Origin of the sequence: Arenibacter echinorum (genome assembly GCF_003259375.1) — a bacterium.
Classification (GTDB): domain Bacteria; phylum Bacteroidota; class Bacteroidia; order Flavobacteriales; family Flavobacteriaceae; genus Arenibacter; species Arenibacter echinorum.
In genome coordinates this window covers 88630-106439 of record NZ_QLLN01000003.1, presented here as the reverse complement: position 1 = coordinate 106439, position 17810 = coordinate 88630, and the positions used below count along the sequence as shown (strand labels likewise).

Below are 17810 nucleotides of genomic sequence, written 5' to 3'. Positions count from 1 at the left end.
CCTAAAATTACAAAATGAAATCATTATACAAATCCGAAATAGGTCAAAAAGAGATTATAAATCTTTATGAGCAAAAAATAAAGGATTTAGACATAGATTATAATTACAAAATCATTGATACTCAATTTGGAAAAACCAATATTATCGTCACAGGAGATTCAACAAAACCCCCTATTTTGTTGATACACGGTTCCAATGGCTGTGCTCCCATTGCATTGGAAACCTATCCTAACCTTCATGAGGATTTTCAAGTATTTGCCATAGATGTTCTTGCCCAACCAAATAAAAGCGCAGAAACTAGATTGAGTATGAAAGACAATAGCTATGGCGTATGGATCAATGATATTATAAATCAGCTAAAGCTTAATAATGTTACCATGGCCGGTTTTTCCTTTGGGGGACTGATCATACTTAAAACATTGATTCAGAATGAAAAAAATATCAAAGAAGTATTTTTGTCGGCCCCTGCTTTTATAGTCAATGGAAATCCACTAATTTTATTATTCAGGGTGTTTATTCCTATGAAGCTTTATATAAAAACCCAAAAGGTCAAATACCTTGAAAAATTTTTAACAACCCTTTTTACTGAGCCAGATAATTTTGCTCTTAAATATTTAGCAAAAGTATTTCTACATTTTAAAATGGATTTTACTCCTGTTCCTGTTATAACTAAAGAAGAGGCCTCACAAATAAGTACTCCGATCACCCTGTTTGCCGCTAAAAAGGATATTATGTTTCCTGGAACAAAAATGATAAACCGAGCAAATAAGATTTTCCCTTCGTTAAAAAAAGTAGTAATGTTGGAAAACTCCAAACATGTGCAAAGCAGGATGGATAATTATGCCATCGAAAAAATAATATTGAAAAATTAAAGTGCTGCATGTATATTTACAAAACGCTCACATTTAACATAAACCTGTATTAGGGCAACCAAAGTAAATTGAGAGATTTTTTTACATTATCAATCGTCCAGGGCAAGGAAGGGAAGAAAAGGTATCGGTGGCAAATTGCAATAACCTTACTAATTCTCTTCATACTTGGTTCCTTGATAAACATACCTTTTAGTAGGGAAGTCAAAAGATTGAAATTGGAGGCCGGTTTGGCAAACCTTAATCTGAAGGGATCAATTTATGATGAGCTGTTGACCATTGGCATTAGCAGTCTTATTTTGGGTACAATATTGATTTTTATTGGTTTATGGGTTTCTTCAAGAGCCAATCTGGGAGCTCCTCTTCTGGCCAGTTATTTTTCCAAGGAACCTACACACAAAACATTACATTGGAAAGCCTTACTTTCAAGTATTCTATTAGCAACAATAGTAGCCTTACTCCTATTGGTATTATTTGAAGTGCAAAAAGAGTTTTATCCAGTTTCGCATAAACTAACACGCCCATCCAAGCCCTTTTATGCCCTTGTGTCCTTCTCGGCCGGAATTAGCGAAGAAATAATATTTAGGTTAGGTTTGATGTCTTTAATAATTACGGTCATTCAATTTTTGAAAAAGGCAGAAAATCCGTCGAATAAAATGATCTGGACAGGCATTATAATTTCAGCAATAGTATTTGGCCTTGTTCATCTACCATTGTCAAAGAATTTTGTGGAGCCAAGGCCTTTTACCATTGGTACAACAATGATAGGAAACTTAATAACGGGGTCAACATTCGGGTGGATATTTTGGAAACGGGGATTACTTATCGCTATTATGTCACATATTACCTTTGATCTAGTCTTTCACGTCATAGGAACACCATTTGGCTAAAAAACAATTGCGATTTGCACCAATATCGTCTACCAAAGCATTACCTACCCCTGGATATGGCAAGAGAGTTCAAGGCTGTAAGTGAGCAATTATGAATATTTCCTATATTGGGAATCATTAAACACAAATCCATCATTTACTAAACCCTGTGAAAACAATCCCGAACGTATCATTCGAGAGCGAAGAAAACGAAAAAGAATTCGAGTTCCTTGATCTATCCAAGTTGTTTGAAAAAATTAAGGCAGGTTTGGAACATAATCCCCACTTGCCACATAGGGTCAGTTTTTTTGCCTTGTTGATTGTAACCAACGGCGTTGGAAGTCATCAAATTGACCTGAAGGAATATCCATTAAAAAAGGGTACGGTTTTAAAAATAGCCAAAGGTCAAGTACATGCTTTTCAGGAAAACCCTAATTATGATGGATTCCTTATTTTGTTTACCGAAGAATTTGTTCTGAATTATTTTTCTAAATCGTCTATTGAATTTATTTCCCATCTCTACAATTATCATTTATCCAAACCACTAGTGGAAGGAAGTAATTTAAATGAAGCATTCATAAAGGAGACGCTGGTTGAATTGGAGGCAGAAAACACCTACGCACAAAGGAACATTGTAGGCGCCATACTAGAGCTATATTTGCTAAGATTGGAAAGACTTACAGATTCTACCCAACTGCCAAAGCAGAACCATCAGCATTATTCTATGTTTCTTGATTTTAAGAATTTGGTGGAAAAACAATATACCCTAACCCGGAATGTAAAGGACTATGCAAAAATGCTACAGGTTTCTACCAAACATTTGAACCAGATCGTAAAGGAATTTACCTTGAACACGGCCAAACATTTTATTGATGATTTTGTAACGCTCGAAACAAAAAGGGCCATAGCCAGTACAAGTTCGAGTTTAAAGGAAATAGGATATGCCATGGGTTTTGATGAAGTGACCAATTTTACCAAATTCTTTAAAAAACATACTGGCACTACGCCCAAACAATTTAAAGCGGAAATATAAAAATGTGGTTCCGTATTTACCATTCTTACCCTAAGATTTTCCGCGTTGTTAATTTGATTTAGTAAGATTAATTTTTGTCGACAATAATTTACACTATTCCAAAAAAAAAACAACCCTGCCCCTATTCCATTTATGGAACCGCTAAAATCCTGGTTTCACATTTACCATTTTTATCAAAACATTCACCTTTCCCAAGGTTTCTATTATTGCGAATTTTGTAAGGAATTGAACAAGTCTTCAAATTAAATCTATTAATATGAACAAATTGAAAAGTCAAATAGCGGTTACATACTCCTTTAAAACAGTCAGGAACCAAGCAATTATAAAAGGTTCTTTGCTTATTTTAGGAATTATTTTGATGCAGGCATGTCAAAATTCACCCAAACAAAATACATCCCAAGTGCAGGATCAAGAACATCCGAATATCACCAAATTAAAAAGTCAGAATGCCGAATTTATTCCAGAAATCATCAAATTGAACGAAAAGGTATATGTGGCCGTAGGCTATGATGGTTCCAATGCCTCTATGGTTATTGGAGAACAAGGGGTAGTGATCATTGATGCGCTACGTGCCTTGGGTGCAGCGGAAAAGGTAGCGGAAGAATTCCGGAATATAACCGATAAACCTGTGGAAGCTTTAATTTATACACATGGCCATCTGGATCATACTGGGGGCACATCAGCTTTTATAGGCAATAACAAAGACGTAAAGATCATTGCGCGGGAGGGATTTAAGGATGAGTTAGAGGAGCATTCACCGGTAGAGCCTATATTAAAACAGAGAAACATACGTCAATTTGGGCGCGATTTACCTGTTAAAGATATCATTAACAGAGGTGTGGCCCCAGGTATTACTCCAACTGATAGGGCCGGAAAAGGGTATATTGCACCTAACCTTACATTTCAAGACTCTATAACCCTTAACTTGGCCGGCATAGATATTGAATTGCATGCCGCTGATGGGGAAACAAATGACGAGCTCTTTGTTTGGATTCCCGATTTGAAAACATTATTTACCGGAGATAATTACTACAAATCATTTCCAAACCTTTATGCTATTCGGGGTTCGCAATATAGGGATGTAAAATCATGGGGCGAATCCATTCAAAAAATGAGTACCTACCCTGTGGAATACCTTGTGCCGGGGCATACCCGTCCTGTTTCAGGAAAAACTCTTGTCCATAGCAATTTAAAAAACTACTCAACAGCTATTTTAAGTGTATACCAACAAACCATAGATGCCATGAACAAGGGGTATACGCTACAACAAACCGTTGACAGCGTAAGGTTGGCAGATTCGTTAATAAATCAACCCAACTTACAGGAGTTTTACGGGTCTGTGCCATGGGGCGTTCGTTCTATATTTTTGCACTATGTAGGCTGGTTTGATGGTAACCCTACCAACCTTTATCCCCTTTCTTCATCACAAGAGGCCAAACATATGGTTGAATTGGCAGGTGGAGAGGAAAAAATGTTTCATAAACTGAGCCAAGCATTAGAAAAAAGTGATTACCAGTGGGGATTAGAATTGGCCGACTATCTACTAAAAACAGACTATGAAAAAGTTAAAGTCACAAAAGTTAAGATAGCGCTTTTAAGAGCTTTGGCGGCACAGCAAATCAATGCTCCCGCAAGAAACTATTACCTATCCTATTCTTATGAATTGGAGAAGAGTTTGGAAGAAAGCGCCTTGTAACAGTTTTTATAGGCGGTCTCAGAATCACCATTATCCTTAATACATACACCTTTTTAAATAGCCAAACCAATGGCAATTTTGTAAAAAAACAACTATGAGTCAAGTAGCCAATTGCCCAAGCTGTGGGGGCAAATCCAAAATAAAAGAAATAGATGGCCAGCTTACTTTTGAAGCCATTCAAGATGCCGAAGTCTTTAAAAAAGTAGCTCAGCTTAAAAAGGCAGTGGAAAAATTTAAGGAAAAAGCCGAATCCTTAGAAAAGGAATTGGAAGTTATAACGACAAATAAATAGAATGAACTTTATAAAACGAAACTACGGGTGGATGATTGTAGCCGTTTTGGCCATCTTGCCCCTATTTATCATTTTTGGTATGTTTAATATCGATTTTTCCAATGGGTTGTCCATTAACTTGATTGAAGGTGCTGGAAGTGAAGGAAGATCCACTTTGGAAATGTTGTATCATATTTCCGGTGAATTTGCAATACGTTGGATGACAGCTGTTCTTACTTGTACCCCCTTCTTTATACTATTTGGGGTCAATAACCTTTTTGTACGCCAAGCCATGGGTATAGCTACAGCGGTATGGAGCATCCTGCACTTCATCATTTTTATTTGGGGCGAAGGTCTATTGGAAACATTTACCCAAACCAACTACATTGCTGGCTTTATAGCGGTACTTATACTTCTTCCCTTGTTGTTTACATCCAATAGAAAATCCATGAAACGATTAAAGGCGAAGTGGAAAAAATTGCAAAGTTTGGCGTATGTTGCCATAATTCTGAGTTTACTTCATGTAGCTCTTTTAGATAAAACCTGGCTGATCTATGCGGTAATTGTTGGCTTGGGTTTTATTATAAGAATAACCCCTATTAAAGAAAGCATTATGGCATATCGATTACAAACTAAAAAAATATAACTCATGAAAATTGCAGTAACATCCGTTAGCGGACAATTAGGGGCTTCAATAGCAAAAGCATTGATTCAGGAAATTGGTAAAGAAAACATAATAGGCATTGCACGCACGCCTGAAAAGGCCAAGTACCTAGGTGTGGAAGTAAGAAAAGGTGATTACAACAGTCATGAAGATTTTGATGCAGCCTTAAAAGGAGTTGATAAATTGTTATTGGTTTCGGGAATGGACCAACCTCAAAAGAGAATTCAGCAACACCGCAACGTGATTGAAGCCGCAAAGCTAAATGGAGTTCAAAAAATAGTGTACACCAGTATTGTAGGCGATGAAAAAAATACGGCATTTAGTCCGGTGGTGCAAAGCAATCGCCAAACGGAAGAAGATGTGCGCAACTCTGGTTTACAATGGATTATTGGCAGAAACGGCATTTATATTGAACCCGACTTGGAATATATGGAAACCTATGTAAAAGAAGGAAGGATTACTAATTGTGCAGCAGACGGAAAATGTACATATACCAGTCGTGAAGAATTGGGTTTTGCCTACGCACAACTACTTTTAAATGATGGGCTTAACGGACAAACCCTAAATCTTGTTGGAGAAGCCATTACCCAAACTCAATTGGCGGAATATATCAATCAGGTGTATAAAACCAATTTAAAATATAATACAGTTTCCGTTGAAGACTATAAAAAAGAACGCCAGGCTGCCTTGGGAGAATTTCTAGGAACTATCATTGCAGGTATTTATGAAGGCATTAGAAATGGTGCCAACGAGGTGGTTTCAGATTATGAAAAAGCTGTCGGAAGACCACATAAATCGCCTTTGGCCATGATAGAGAATTATCATAAAAAGCATTCATAAAAAGAAAAGCATGAGTTTAATTGAGTCCATATTAAAATCCGTAGTATTAAAAGATGCCGTAATCACTGAAAAAGTGAAACTTTCCGAGGCGGCTTTTAAAATTCGTCTAAAAAACGAAACCATAGGCAAGATCAACTTTATACCCGGTTCCTTCCTACGTATGGGACTCGGTATTGGCAAAGACGAATTGTCGCTAAAGGACAAAATGAGAAGCTATAGCATTTGGGATATCAACAAAGACAAGTCGTATATAGATGTAGCCATTGCTACCCATAGCAATGGTATTGGCAGTCAATGGATAAAAGAATGCAATGTGGGCGAAAAGATTTATTTTAAAACCAAAAAGGGCAACTTTTTAGCGGAAGATTCTGCAGATAGCTACATGATGGTAGGCGACCTCTCTGCGCTATCACACCTTTATATGATTCGCAGAAATATAGGCAAAGACAAACAGGTGGAAAGCATTTTGTACAGCCAAGACAAACAGGACCTATTTCCTGATGTTGACGGTACCCTCCCATTCGATTTTTACGAATTGCCAGAAAACCCTTCCGAAGATATTATTACCATGGTAAGAGAAAAAGTCTCTACTTTCAAAGGTAAAAAAATGGCATACATAGCAGGCGATAGTAGACTTTGTGTGGCCTTGAACCGGTTTTTTAGACAGGAACTGCATTGGGAAACCAAACAAATCAAAACCAAACCCTTCTGGAATCCAGATAAAAAAGGACTTGAATAATGGATATATTGGACCAGTACAAAGAAGTTCGTACTTATACGGAGCAGATCTGCAAACCACTCCAAACCGAGGATTATGTGGTGCAGGTTGCCGAATTCGCCAGTCCGGCGAAATGGCAATTGGCACATAGCAGTTGGTTTTTTGAAACCTTTGTGCTGCTTCCCCATCTCCCGGATTATAAGCTTTTCAATAAAGATTTCCCCTACTTGTTCAACAGTTATTACAACAATGCGGGAAATAGGGTCTTAAGGGCAAAACGAGGCAATCTGACCAGACCGACAACCGACGAAGTTTCTGCTTACCGACAATATGTGGATACTGCCATGTGGCAATTATTGCATCAAAAGTTGGATGCCGACATCGTTCAATTGGTCACTTTAGGCCTGCATCACGAGCAACAACATCAAGAGTTATTGCTGAGCGATATCAAATACATGTTTGGACAAAACCCACTATTTCCTGCCTATGATTCCGACACTAGTTTACTGGACCAAGAAAGGAATATAGAAACAGGTAGCGTGAAAATCCCAGAAGGTGTATACACCATTGGTTACCAGGGAGATGGTTTTTGTTTTGATAATGAATTGGGAGTACACAAAGTATATTTGCACGATTTTGAGATTCAAAAAGGCTTGGTGACCAATGGCGAGTACCTTGAGTTTATTGAAGCTGGCGGCTATACAGATTTTAATTTGTGGTTGGATGAAGGTTGGTCGTGGTTAAAGCAAAACCAAGTTTCAATGCCTTTGTATTGGCATGAGGTAGATGGCCAATGGATGCATTATACCTTAAAAGGATTTCAGAAAATAAACGAAAACGACATTTTAAAACACCTAAGTTTTTATGAAGCCATGGCTTTTGCTGAATGGAAAGGCATGCGGTTGCCCACAGAATTTGAGTGGGAAATAGCTTCAGGCCAACTTAATTGGGGGCAGCGCTGGGAATGGACCAATAGTGCATATTTGCCTTACCCTGGCTTTAAAAAAGCCGATGGTGCTATTGGCGAGTACAACGGCAAATTTATGATTAATCAAATGGTGCTTCGTGGTGCCTCCATGGCTACTTCACCAAAACATAGCAGGCCCACTTATCGCAATTTTTTTCACCCAAATGCCCAATGGCAATTTACCGGAATACGTTTAGCAAAATGAACAAACAATTCGCCATCGATGTTAAAGAAGGGCTGAGTACAAGCCCAAAAAGGCTTTCCTCAAAATATTTTTATGACGAAAAGGGTTCTGCACTGTTTTCTAAAATCATGAAATTGCCCGAGTATTATTTGACCAATGCAGAGTTTGAAATTTTTGAAAAGAAAGCTTCTGAAATTATTAAACTCCTAGGTGTAACACATCAAAAAAGCTTCGACCTGATAGAGCTTGGTGCTGGTGATGGGTATAAGACTATTGAATTACTGAAAGCGCTGGACGCCCACCACTTTCAATACCAGTACACCCCTATTGATATTTCAGCAAAAGCCCTAGATCAAATCGAAAAAAATATCCATCAGCAACTTCCAAATAAAAAAATCAGTCCCAAACTAGGGGATTATTTTCATATCCTACATGATCTAAAACCCTCTCCCCTTTCCAAAGTTATATTGTTCCTAGGTTCCAATATTGGAAATATGGAAAATGTGGAGGCAAATTCTTTTTTAACCCACCTTAGTGAAAATTTATCCAAAGGTGATAAACTTATACTTGGCGTGGATTTAAAGAAAAGCAAGGACATTGTGCTCCCTGCCTACAATGATAGTCAGGGGGTAACCAGCGCGTTTAACCTTAATTTATTGAGTAGAATAAACAGCGAACTTGATGCAGATTTTAACACCGATTTGTTTGAACATACACCTATGTATGACGAACAAGAAGGAGTAGCCAAAAGCGCTATCAAAAGTATTGTCAATCAAGAGGTAGAGATTAAAAGCTTGGACATGAAAGTAGCATTCAAAAAAGAAGAACAGATCCACACCGAAATTTCACGAAAATACGATGACATTATTATTCAAAAGATCTGTTTAAATACGGGGCTAAATATTGTTGGTAAGATAACAGATTCTCAAAACTATTTTGCCGATTATATTATTGAGAAACAATAATGTATAAAATAAAGTATTAGTGCATTTGTGATGTCTAAAGTTGCCAATCTCCAGAACTAAGAGCAGAAATCAATTTATACTTTAACTCAAAGAAGGAAACCTAAACTTGGCTACATATTCTTTAAGTGCATCCACACTCTTAAACCGAGTTCTTCTAAAAAAAACATATTTATCAACAGTTCTGGGTAGGTATTCAAGCTAAATAATTTCCTTAAAAATTGGTTCTCGGATAAATGAACCTTTTAACTTCTCTTGTGTATATGGATGGCAATGAATACCTTAGATGTAGGAGTAATACACTGTAGTAGCCGTTTTTTAACTCCTGTAAACCATGTGCCTTAACAGAATGGAAATGATACTTGAAAATTTAGGATATAATAAAGTTTTGGAAGAATACCGCAAAGCACATCATCTTGATTCATTTGGTATTGGTAGAGTTATTTCACAGCACAAAGATCGATATACCGTAAAAACTGAAGATGGCGAATTTGATGCTGAACTTATAGGAAATCTGAGATTTACGGCTACCAATAAGAATGATTTACCAGCTGTTGGCGATTGGGTTTCCTTATCCGAATATGATGAAAACAAAGCCCTTATTCACGCAGTATTTCCCAGAAAATCAACTGTAGAAAGAAAAGCCGTTGGCAAATTGGGACAAACCCAAATTATTGCGACCAATATTGATTTTGGACTAATAGTACAATCTGTAAATAGGGATTTTAATATAAACCGATTAGAACGATACTTAACCATTTGCAATGCTTCGAAGATTGAACCGATTATTGTTTTGAGCAAAGTGGATTTAATAGAGAATCAGCAGTTGGAAAAATTAATGGCTCAAGTAAAGGACAGGGTTAAAAATGTTCCCCTATTCGCAATAAGCAACCAATCCCAAATAGGAATTGAAAAGTTAAAATCCAAATTAACGAAAGGGAAAACCTATTGTTTATTAGGTTCTTCAGGCGTTGGAAAGTCCACTCTCATAAATACTTTGACAGGAACCCATTTCATGGAAACAGGGGAAATAAGCCAAAGTATAGATCGCGGTAGACATATTACCAGCCATAGGGAATTAATTGTTTTTGAAAATGGGATTTTAATTGACAATCCGGGAATGAGAGAAGTAGGTATTACTCACAATTCCGATGGCCTTGCAACTACCTTTGATGCAATCCAGATCATGGCCAAAGATTGTAAATACAGCGATTGCACCCATACCAATGAAAAGAAATGTGCCGTTCTTGATGCCATTAATCATGGAGGATTGGACTTTGATACGTATGCCAATTTCATTAAGATGGAGAAAGAGAGAATGCATTTTGAACTGGACCTTAAAGAGAGAAAAAAGAAGGATAAAGATTTTGGGAAAATGATCAAAAGGGTACAAAAAGAAAGAAAAAATAATAAATACTAGGTTGAAATAGACCAAATGACAATTGCCCATACTCCTCTATTATTAATATTTAGCGAGCATTTCTCCGGTTACCGTAGACCGACCTGCTAAAATGAATTTGTAAATATTCGCAAACTGGTAGCAATAATTATTAAGCCCTATAAATGTTTGGTTCTAGATCCAATTTGGCTGTCTTTGAGCACAAATTTGATATGTGTTACTTATATAAAAACAATCAGTTATAAACACCAGTATATAGATAGCAGGGTTAATAAACAGTAATTACGGGCTCTTGTCTTGAGTAAAAAACGTAAATTGGAACTAAATCAAATGATTGAAAATGGTATCAAGAACATTAATTATAATAGCGATAATATTATTGTCCTGCAAAAATAATGACTTGGATAATGGCGCATTGCAAGCAGGCAGTTTCAATATAGAAAAGGACCTGCTATTAGTTCAGTATGATTGTAAAACCGATGTAGATGACCTGCATACTATAGCTGCCTTTGTTACCCTTATGTCCGATCCTAATTTTTCTAAAATTAATTATCACGCTGTTGCAGGCACCTATGGTATTCAGAGCGGCTTATACGTTCCTCCCAATCCATTGTTGGAACTGGCTTTTAAAGACAATTGGACGGATGCACATAATAATACACAAACCGCAGTGGAACAAGTTAGGTCCAAAATAACTGCAACCCTTTTAAATAAAGGTGATGTATGGATAGCCGAGGCGGGCCAATCGGATTTTACCGCAGAACTTATTAAGTCCATTCAAGCCAATTTACCAGAAATAAACACCTCCGAAAATATACATGTGGTGCAACATTCTGATTGGAATGAAAAATCTACCTCTCCAGAGGATCTTGAATTTGTAAAGAAAAACACCGATTATCATAAAATACCGGACGGCAATGTCGTTGGTAATGGGACACCTGGGTTTCTGTCAGCAGAATACACCCAGTGGAAGGATAAAATCACAAATCCAAAATTGATTGAAGTTTGGGAACTCGCTATTGAAATTTCAAATGAATATAACGGAAAGGATGGACGCTACAACAATAAGGCCATTTCACAAGGTGGTATAGACTTTTCCGACCTCTCTGAAGTTTGTTGGATTTTGGGAATCAATGATATTAAGGATACGGCAGAATTTTTTAATATCTATTCCAATTAAAAAATCCGCTAATCCTTAATTAAATAATTTTGTAGAAAAGTCTAATTGAAAGTCACTGGTCTTTTGACTTTTGAAAACAACATCTACCTAATTTAATATTTATATATTGGGCTAAGGAAATTAATGGCCTCGGTACCGATATTATCGGTTTGCAATTCAAAGTTCCCCGTCATTCTATTACTTAACATTTACAAGTTTATAAAGTAAATAAATATGAGATTTTTCGGATTTTTAGTAATTATTTGCTTCACGGCAACAGTACATGGCCAGTCTTTTAAAGGTAATATTAGTTATGGAAAAACAAGCTTTAATTATCAAATAGAACTTGCAAAAATAGAAGGTAAAACAAGGGCATTTTTTTCAAGTATGGCAATGAATGCTTTTGAAATACCCTGTCAAAACACAACTTATGACAAAGACTCCCTCAATTTTTATGTGATCAGTGATTTTTATACCTATGAATATAAGTTCTTGCCGTACAATCGGAACTTCAAAGGACAGTTAAAGGTTTATTCCAATGAAACAGAACAATTATTAAACACCTTTGAGACCGAGCTGACCCCTGATAATATAACGGAATCGGAGTTAATTGAAAAACAGGAATTAATCTTTGTTTCAAATAACCTGAAGCTTCATGGGACCTTATGGAAGCCTAAAAATCCAATAAAAAAGGGATTGTTTTACGTGACTTCCTCTCAAGGAAATGACCGAAGTGGTACCAATGCCGAAGCACAATACTTTGCAGATTTAGGGTACACTGTTTTTAATTATGATAAACGTGGAACTGGCAAATCTGAAGGAGATTGGCAATCCGCAACCATTGAAGAACTTTGCACCGATGATATCAATGCCTTGGAATTCTTCTCCAAAATATCCTCACTGCCTTTATCGGATATTGGTATTAAAGGAAGCAGTCAGGGAGGTATAAAGATACCTTTTATCTTGTCTAAAGTGCCCGATTTGGGTTTTGGGATTTCCATAAGCTGTCCAAGTGGAACCCTTATGGAAAGCGATTTGAACCATTGGAAAAATTTGAACTACGATCTGTTTGGAAAAGCTAATATTGATCGGGCTCTAAATGTTCAAAAAGCAGGGTATGATTATCTCGCAGGCAATATTTCATACGAATCATTGCTTACGATAAAAAATGAAAACTACAAGGAAGATTGGTTTAAGCATATATGGATTCCTGAGAAGGGTGTGCAAAAGGATTATAAGTTGAATTTTAGTGGACTACCGTATTTTGAGAAAATAACACAGCCCATATTGGTGATTCAAGGATTATCGGATGAAATAATTCCCATGGATAGTTACAAAACCATCGAAAAAGTAATTAGTAAATCCAATTCAAATAATTATAAGGTCATTACTTTAAAAAACACATCACATTCTATGACATCCGTTAATAATGAATTTCCTTATTTTCAATTATTAACACCGGAGTATTTAACAGAAATTACCAATTGGCTCAAAGCAATTGAAGCCAGATAATTACTCCAAACAGTAATTGCTGAAATAATGGCCACATTATTGCTAAGATAAATGTGCGCTACATTTTTTTGAAAATGAGTACCTAAACCTGCTTCTTGGTCTGGAAGACCATTATGGTCAAATAAGCAGTTCTATTCAAGGGAAGTCAACATTTGACCATATTGCCCCCGTCTGTTATTTCGCTTAGGTTTATTATAATTATTGTTATTTTAAAAAGGAATTGCTAATAACGTTGTATTAAGTTGCCCCCTAAAATTGTAAATTCAGCTTTCCTAAAACAAAAATTTATGCGATTACGAAATTCTCTTTTCCCCGGAGTGCTTATTACCTTCCTCCTTTTTACAGCCTGTCAGAGTACTGTAAAAGAATCCGGCACCTTGCTTATATATGGTGGTAATATTTATACTGTAGATGATACGCAGCCCATGGTAGAAGCAGTAGCCGTGAAGGGCAATACTATCCTTTTCGCCGGCAGTCTCTCTGAGGCCGAGCAATACAAAAACGACCAAACGCAATTGTTGGATCTTAATGGTAAAACCATGACCCCAGGATTAATAGAAGGCCATGGCCATTTTATGGGATTGGGGTACAATGAATTGAATTTGGATCTCAGTAACACTAGCAGTTATCAGGAAATTGTAGATGCCGTAGCCGAGAGGGTAAAAACGACAGCACCTGGAGAATGGATTACGGGTAGAGGATGGCATCAAAGCAAATGGAAAGAAATGCCTTCAGAAATGGTAAATGGCTTTCAAACACATGATTTGCTTAGTGCCGTTTCCCCAGACAATCCGGTTTACTTAGGGCATGCCAGTGGTCATGCAGGTTTTGCCAATGCCAAGGCCATGGAAATTGCGGGACTTATGGGATTGGCCAAGGAAGGAATCAACAAATTTGAGGTCGAAGGTGGCGAAGTAATGCGAGACGCCATGGGAAGTCCCACGGGTATTTTCAATGAGCTTGCCCAAAACCTTATTACAAAACACATTCCGGAGAACACCCCAATAAAAAATGTCCAAGCATTTGAAATGGCGGTTGCCGCCTGTCATAGAAATGGTATTACCGGGTTTCAAGATGCCGGCATAGGCAGGGAGACCATTGCGCTCTACGAAGAAATGAAGGCCAAGGATAAAATGAAAATTCGCCTCTACGGTATGCTTACCGGCGGAGATAAAGAGTTGCTAAACGAATGGTATAAAAAAGGGCCAATGATAGATCCCGATAATTTATTGACCATCCGCTCCGTGAAATTAAACTGTGATGGTGCCTTGGGTTCACGAGGGGCTTGGTTGTTGGAATCCTACACCGATAGACCTGGGCATTTTGGTCACGAAACCCTCCCAATGAACTTTGTGGAAGAAACTGCGCTTAATGGATTACAGAATGGTTTTCAAGTGTGCTCCCATGCAATAGGAGACCGGGCCAACAGGGAAGTCCTGGACCGCTACGAATCGGCCTTTATTGCATTGCCCCAATTAGCGACCAACCATAGGTTCCGGATAGAGCACGCACAACATTTGCATCCAGAGGATATTCCCCGTTTTGCCCAATTAAAGGTAATTCCTGCCATGCAAGCCATACACATGTCCTCTGATAGGTCATGGGCCATTGACCGTTTGGGGGAAAAGCGAATCAAAGAGGGTGCCTATATGTGGCAAAGCCTGTTGAAAAGTGGCATACCCATAGTAAATGGTACCGATGTGCCGGTAGAACCACTAAACCCAATTGCCAGTTTGTATGCCAGTGTTACTAGAAAAACATTACAGGGAACCCCTGACGGAGGTTATGAGCCGGGAGAGAAGATGACACGGGAGCAGGCGCTGAGATCCTATACCTTGGATGCAGCCTATGGCGCCTTTGAAGAGGACATTAAGGGCTCTATAACAGTTGGCAAATTGGCCGATTTCACTATATATGACCAAGATCTAATGAAGGTAGCAGAAGAAAAGCTTTTAAATACGGAGATAGCCATGACCATTTTTGATGGCGAAATAGTATATACCATGGGGGAATGATTCCACGGAATTCCTTCAGTTAGGAAATATAATAGTAATTGAGCCCAAATATCAAAATAGCCGGGATTTACAAACCGCAAAGACCTATGAATTATAACAATAAAAAATTTAGAACCGTCCAAAACTCTGAGAACGGGGAAACTAACGATGAAACCATTTTTGAATACAGGCAAAAAGGCAATATTTTAACTTCCGACTACCAAGGAGGACAAATAGTAAAAGGACATTTGATAGGTTTGGTAGACCCGGACGGGAATATCGATATGCGGTATCATCAAATTAATAGTAAAGGAGAACTAATGACAGGGGTCTGTAATTCAAGACCGGAGATACTGTCCAATGGAAAAATTAGACTTTATGAAAATTGGCAATGGACAAGTGGCAATAAATCCAACGGAAAATCTGTCATTGAGGAGATCTAAAAGTATGTTCCCTTTTAGATGATATAGAATGTTACCAAAAGATTATCATCCAGTACCAATTTGTAGCCAAATTTAATTTTGTAGGAAATTACTTATAATATTTTAAGGAAATTGTCGTTCTAAAAAAGTGAACCCTATAAATAGTGCTAATATGGCGTTTTCGAGTGCGTATTTTATTATTGTTCTGCATTAACCTATTATAATCAATGGCTGAATTCATTTCAAGACGAGTAAAACTGGTTTTCTGTTTATCATTATTAACAACCATTATATCAACAATTTGGTTTTTTATTGCCAAAAGCTTGGATATAGGTGAGTTGAGTAATTATATTGGCGCCACTATACCATTTTTTGTCATTTCAGCGCTTTTGTCAAAGAAAGGCAAGCTTACACTTGCCCGCTTCATTTACCTGATCGCATTTAACCTAAGTGTTACCCTCACTGCCTCATTTATAGGTAAAGCAGGTAGTGTAGAGTTTATTTTAATGTTTGCCCTGGCCTTGCCATTTGTAACCTTTTCCTTTAGGCGGGAAAGGCTTTATATAGTCCTCTTTTCAGGACTGTCCATGCTATTGTGGTTTCTCTTATATTATACCGACTTTAATCTGTTTACCAGTACCCATATGGATACAGTACTGGCCGGAAAATATGTATATCCAATCTCCATTGGCACAACCATTTTACTGGTAACTTATCAGTTAATTTACTTTTCTTACATAAACGCCCAATATTATTCCAGCATCCACAATCAACGAGAAGAAGCCATAGAGGAATCCAATGCCAAATCCAGATTTTTGAGTATGATGAGCCATGAAATACGGACCCCTCTAAATGCTATCACCGGCCTCTCGCATATATTGGGGGATTCCAATCCAAGAAAAGATCAGGAACAGAATATAGAAGCATTGAATTACTCGGGGAAAATTTTATTGAACCTTTTAAACAATGTCTTGGATTTCAGTAAAATGGAATCCACAACAATTACCTTGGATCCAATTCCTACCAATATCATGTTGGCCGTAAAACAAATTAAAAAGATACATGAACCCAGTTGTTTACGGAAAGGTATTACCTTAGAATTGGAAATTGATGATGACCTTCCCATTGTACAGTTAGATATAGTACGATTTAACCAGGTTATCAACAACCTAGTCTCCAATGCCATCAAGTTCACCGATGAAGGTAGTGTAACCCTAAAGATTAAAAAGCTACAAGAAACCAAGGATACTGTTCTTTTGTATACAGAAATAAAAGATACCGGTATCGGAATTGAAGAGGACCAGCACGATAAAGTATGGCAGGCGTTTACCCAGGCCTCTACCAGCACAAATCGATTATATGGTGGAACGGGCCTAGGCTTACCCATTGTAAAAAGTATTGTAGAAGCCATGGGTTCCCAGGTAAAAATTGCAAGTGAACCGGGTGTAGGAAGTAGCTTCAATTTTGATTTGTCTTTAAATTTGGCTTCAAGCGATGAATTGTTGGAAGCCAACCTGAAAAAAGTACATGATCTAAAGGGAAAAAGAATTCTGTTGGTTGAAGACAATCAGATCAATGTCATGGTAGGGAGGCAAATATTGGAAAAGGCCAACCTTGTGGTGGAAGTAGCTTATGACGGACAAGAGGCTGTAAACAAGGTCCGGGAAAATGATTATGATGCCGTACTTATGGATATTCAGATGCCGATTATGGACGGATATACTGCTTCCAAGGAAATAAGAAAATTTAACACAGTTACTCCCATTCTGGCCCTATCTGCTTCTGTATTTATGGAAGTAAAGAGTAAAATTTTGGAAAGTGGAATGAACGGTTTCATTTTCAAACCTTTTGAACCGGAAGACCTTCTTGACAAGATTGAAGATGCCATGCAAAATAAAATTCCTATTAGTCTAGTTGAAAAGTAAGAAGAGCTGGTAGCACATTAATACCTTTAATAGGGCGATACCAAAAAATAGGCCAAGCATTGCCGAAAAATATTACATAAAAGGAAAAGCTTACTTCATAGTATTATATATACCCTAAAAACAGGCTACCGTCTTTCATAAAAGTAAGACATTGCAACCACCCAATCCGAGTAAATACAATACGACTTCCTTAATTTGGACCTTATTTTTTAATGGGATAACAAAAGAATGTCCATAAAAATAACAATTAGGTAATATTGAACTGCATAATTACCAACTGAATTATTTAACCTTATTTTTACAATTATACCAGTATGGAAAAATAG

The 17810-nt window shown here is 37.4% G+C and carries 16 protein-coding genes; all 16 read left to right on the top strand.

All coding sequences use genetic code 11. The features are described 5' to 3' along the window. Positions 1-14 precede the first annotated feature (14 nt). The 16 genes from LV92_RS07700 (at position 15) to LV92_RS07625 (ending at position 17484) form a co-directional block, all read left to right on the top strand. Entirely contained in the window at positions 15-872 is an 858-nt protein-coding gene (locus tag LV92_RS07700) for an alpha/beta fold hydrolase (protein ID WP_111623081.1), read from the top strand. A 173-nt stretch (positions 873-1045) separates the two neighbouring features. Further along, positions 1046-1759 carry a CPBP family intramembrane glutamic endopeptidase gene (locus tag LV92_RS07695; RefSeq protein ID WP_170126300.1) on the top strand — a complete coding sequence of 238 codons (714 nt, stop codon included), beginning with the start codon at positions 1046-1048 and terminating at the stop codon, positions 1757-1759. Positions 1760-1907: 148 nt separating this feature from the next. Beyond that, positions 1908-2771, top strand: coding sequence for an AraC family transcriptional regulator (locus LV92_RS07690; protein WP_111623079.1), 864 nt, complete (start codon positions 1908-1910; stop codon positions 2769-2771). A gap of 256 nt (positions 2772-3027) precedes the next feature. Further along, complete coding sequence (locus LV92_RS07685) at positions 3028-4467, top strand: alkyl/aryl-sulfatase (protein ID WP_211322946.1); 1440 nt, start codon at positions 3028-3030, stop codon at positions 4465-4467. A gap of 94 nt (positions 4468-4561) precedes the next feature. Next, entirely contained in the window at positions 4562-4759 is a 198-nt protein-coding gene (locus LV92_RS07680; protein ID WP_111623078.1) for a hypothetical protein, read from the top strand. Between the two features lies 1 nt (position 4760). Further along, complete coding sequence (locus LV92_RS07675; protein WP_111623077.1) at positions 4761-5384, top strand: ferric reductase-like transmembrane domain-containing protein; 624 nt, start codon at positions 4761-4763, stop codon at positions 5382-5384. Between the two features lie 3 nt (positions 5385-5387). Further along, positions 5388-6242 (top strand): SDR family oxidoreductase, encoded by an 855-nt coding sequence (locus tag LV92_RS07670; protein WP_111623076.1) that lies wholly within the window; start codon positions 5388-5390, stop codon positions 6240-6242. Positions 6243-6252: 10 nt separating this feature from the next. Next, positions 6253-6981: an FAD-binding oxidoreductase gene (locus LV92_RS07665; protein WP_111623075.1), complete on the top strand. Its 729-nt coding sequence runs from the start codon at positions 6253-6255 to the stop codon at positions 6979-6981. Next, positions 6981-8132 (top strand): ergothioneine biosynthesis protein EgtB, encoded by a 1152-nt coding sequence (gene egtB, locus LV92_RS07660; protein ID WP_111623074.1) that lies wholly within the window; start codon positions 6981-6983, stop codon positions 8130-8132. The genes LV92_RS07665 and egtB overlap by 1 nt, the downstream gene beginning before the upstream one ends. Next, positions 8129-9076, top strand: a complete 948-nt coding sequence (gene egtD / locus LV92_RS07655; protein ID WP_111623073.1) for an L-histidine N(alpha)-methyltransferase — start codon at positions 8129-8131, stop codon at positions 9074-9076. The genes egtB and egtD overlap by 4 nt, the downstream gene beginning before the upstream one ends. Positions 9077-9428: 352 nt before the next feature. Further along, complete coding sequence (rsgA, locus tag LV92_RS07650; RefSeq protein ID WP_111623592.1) at positions 9429-10493, top strand: ribosome small subunit-dependent GTPase A; 1065 nt, start codon at positions 9429-9431, stop codon at positions 10491-10493. Positions 10494-10812: 319 nt separating this feature from the next. Then, positions 10813-11652, top strand: a complete 840-nt coding sequence (locus LV92_RS07645) for a hypothetical protein (RefSeq protein ID WP_111623072.1) — start codon at positions 10813-10815, stop codon at positions 11650-11652. 213 nt (positions 11653-11865) lie between these two features. Then, the gene (locus tag LV92_RS07640; protein ID WP_111623071.1) at positions 11866-13143 is read left to right on the top strand and encodes an alpha/beta hydrolase family protein; all 1278 of its coding nucleotides are present in this window, start codon (positions 11866-11868) and stop codon (positions 13141-13143) included. Positions 13144-13430: 287 nt separating this feature from the next. Continuing rightward, entirely contained in the window at positions 13431-15158 is a 1728-nt protein-coding gene (locus LV92_RS07635; protein WP_111623591.1) for an amidohydrolase, read from the top strand. Between the two features lie 86 nt (positions 15159-15244). Further along, positions 15245-15580, top strand: coding sequence for a n-acetylglutamate synthase (locus LV92_RS07630; RefSeq protein WP_111623070.1), 336 nt, complete (start codon positions 15245-15247; stop codon positions 15578-15580). 206 nt (positions 15581-15786) lie between these two features. Then, positions 15787-17484 (top strand): response regulator, encoded by a 1698-nt coding sequence (locus LV92_RS07625; RefSeq protein ID WP_111623069.1) that lies wholly within the window; start codon positions 15787-15789, stop codon positions 17482-17484. Positions 17485-17810 lie beyond the last annotated feature (326 nt).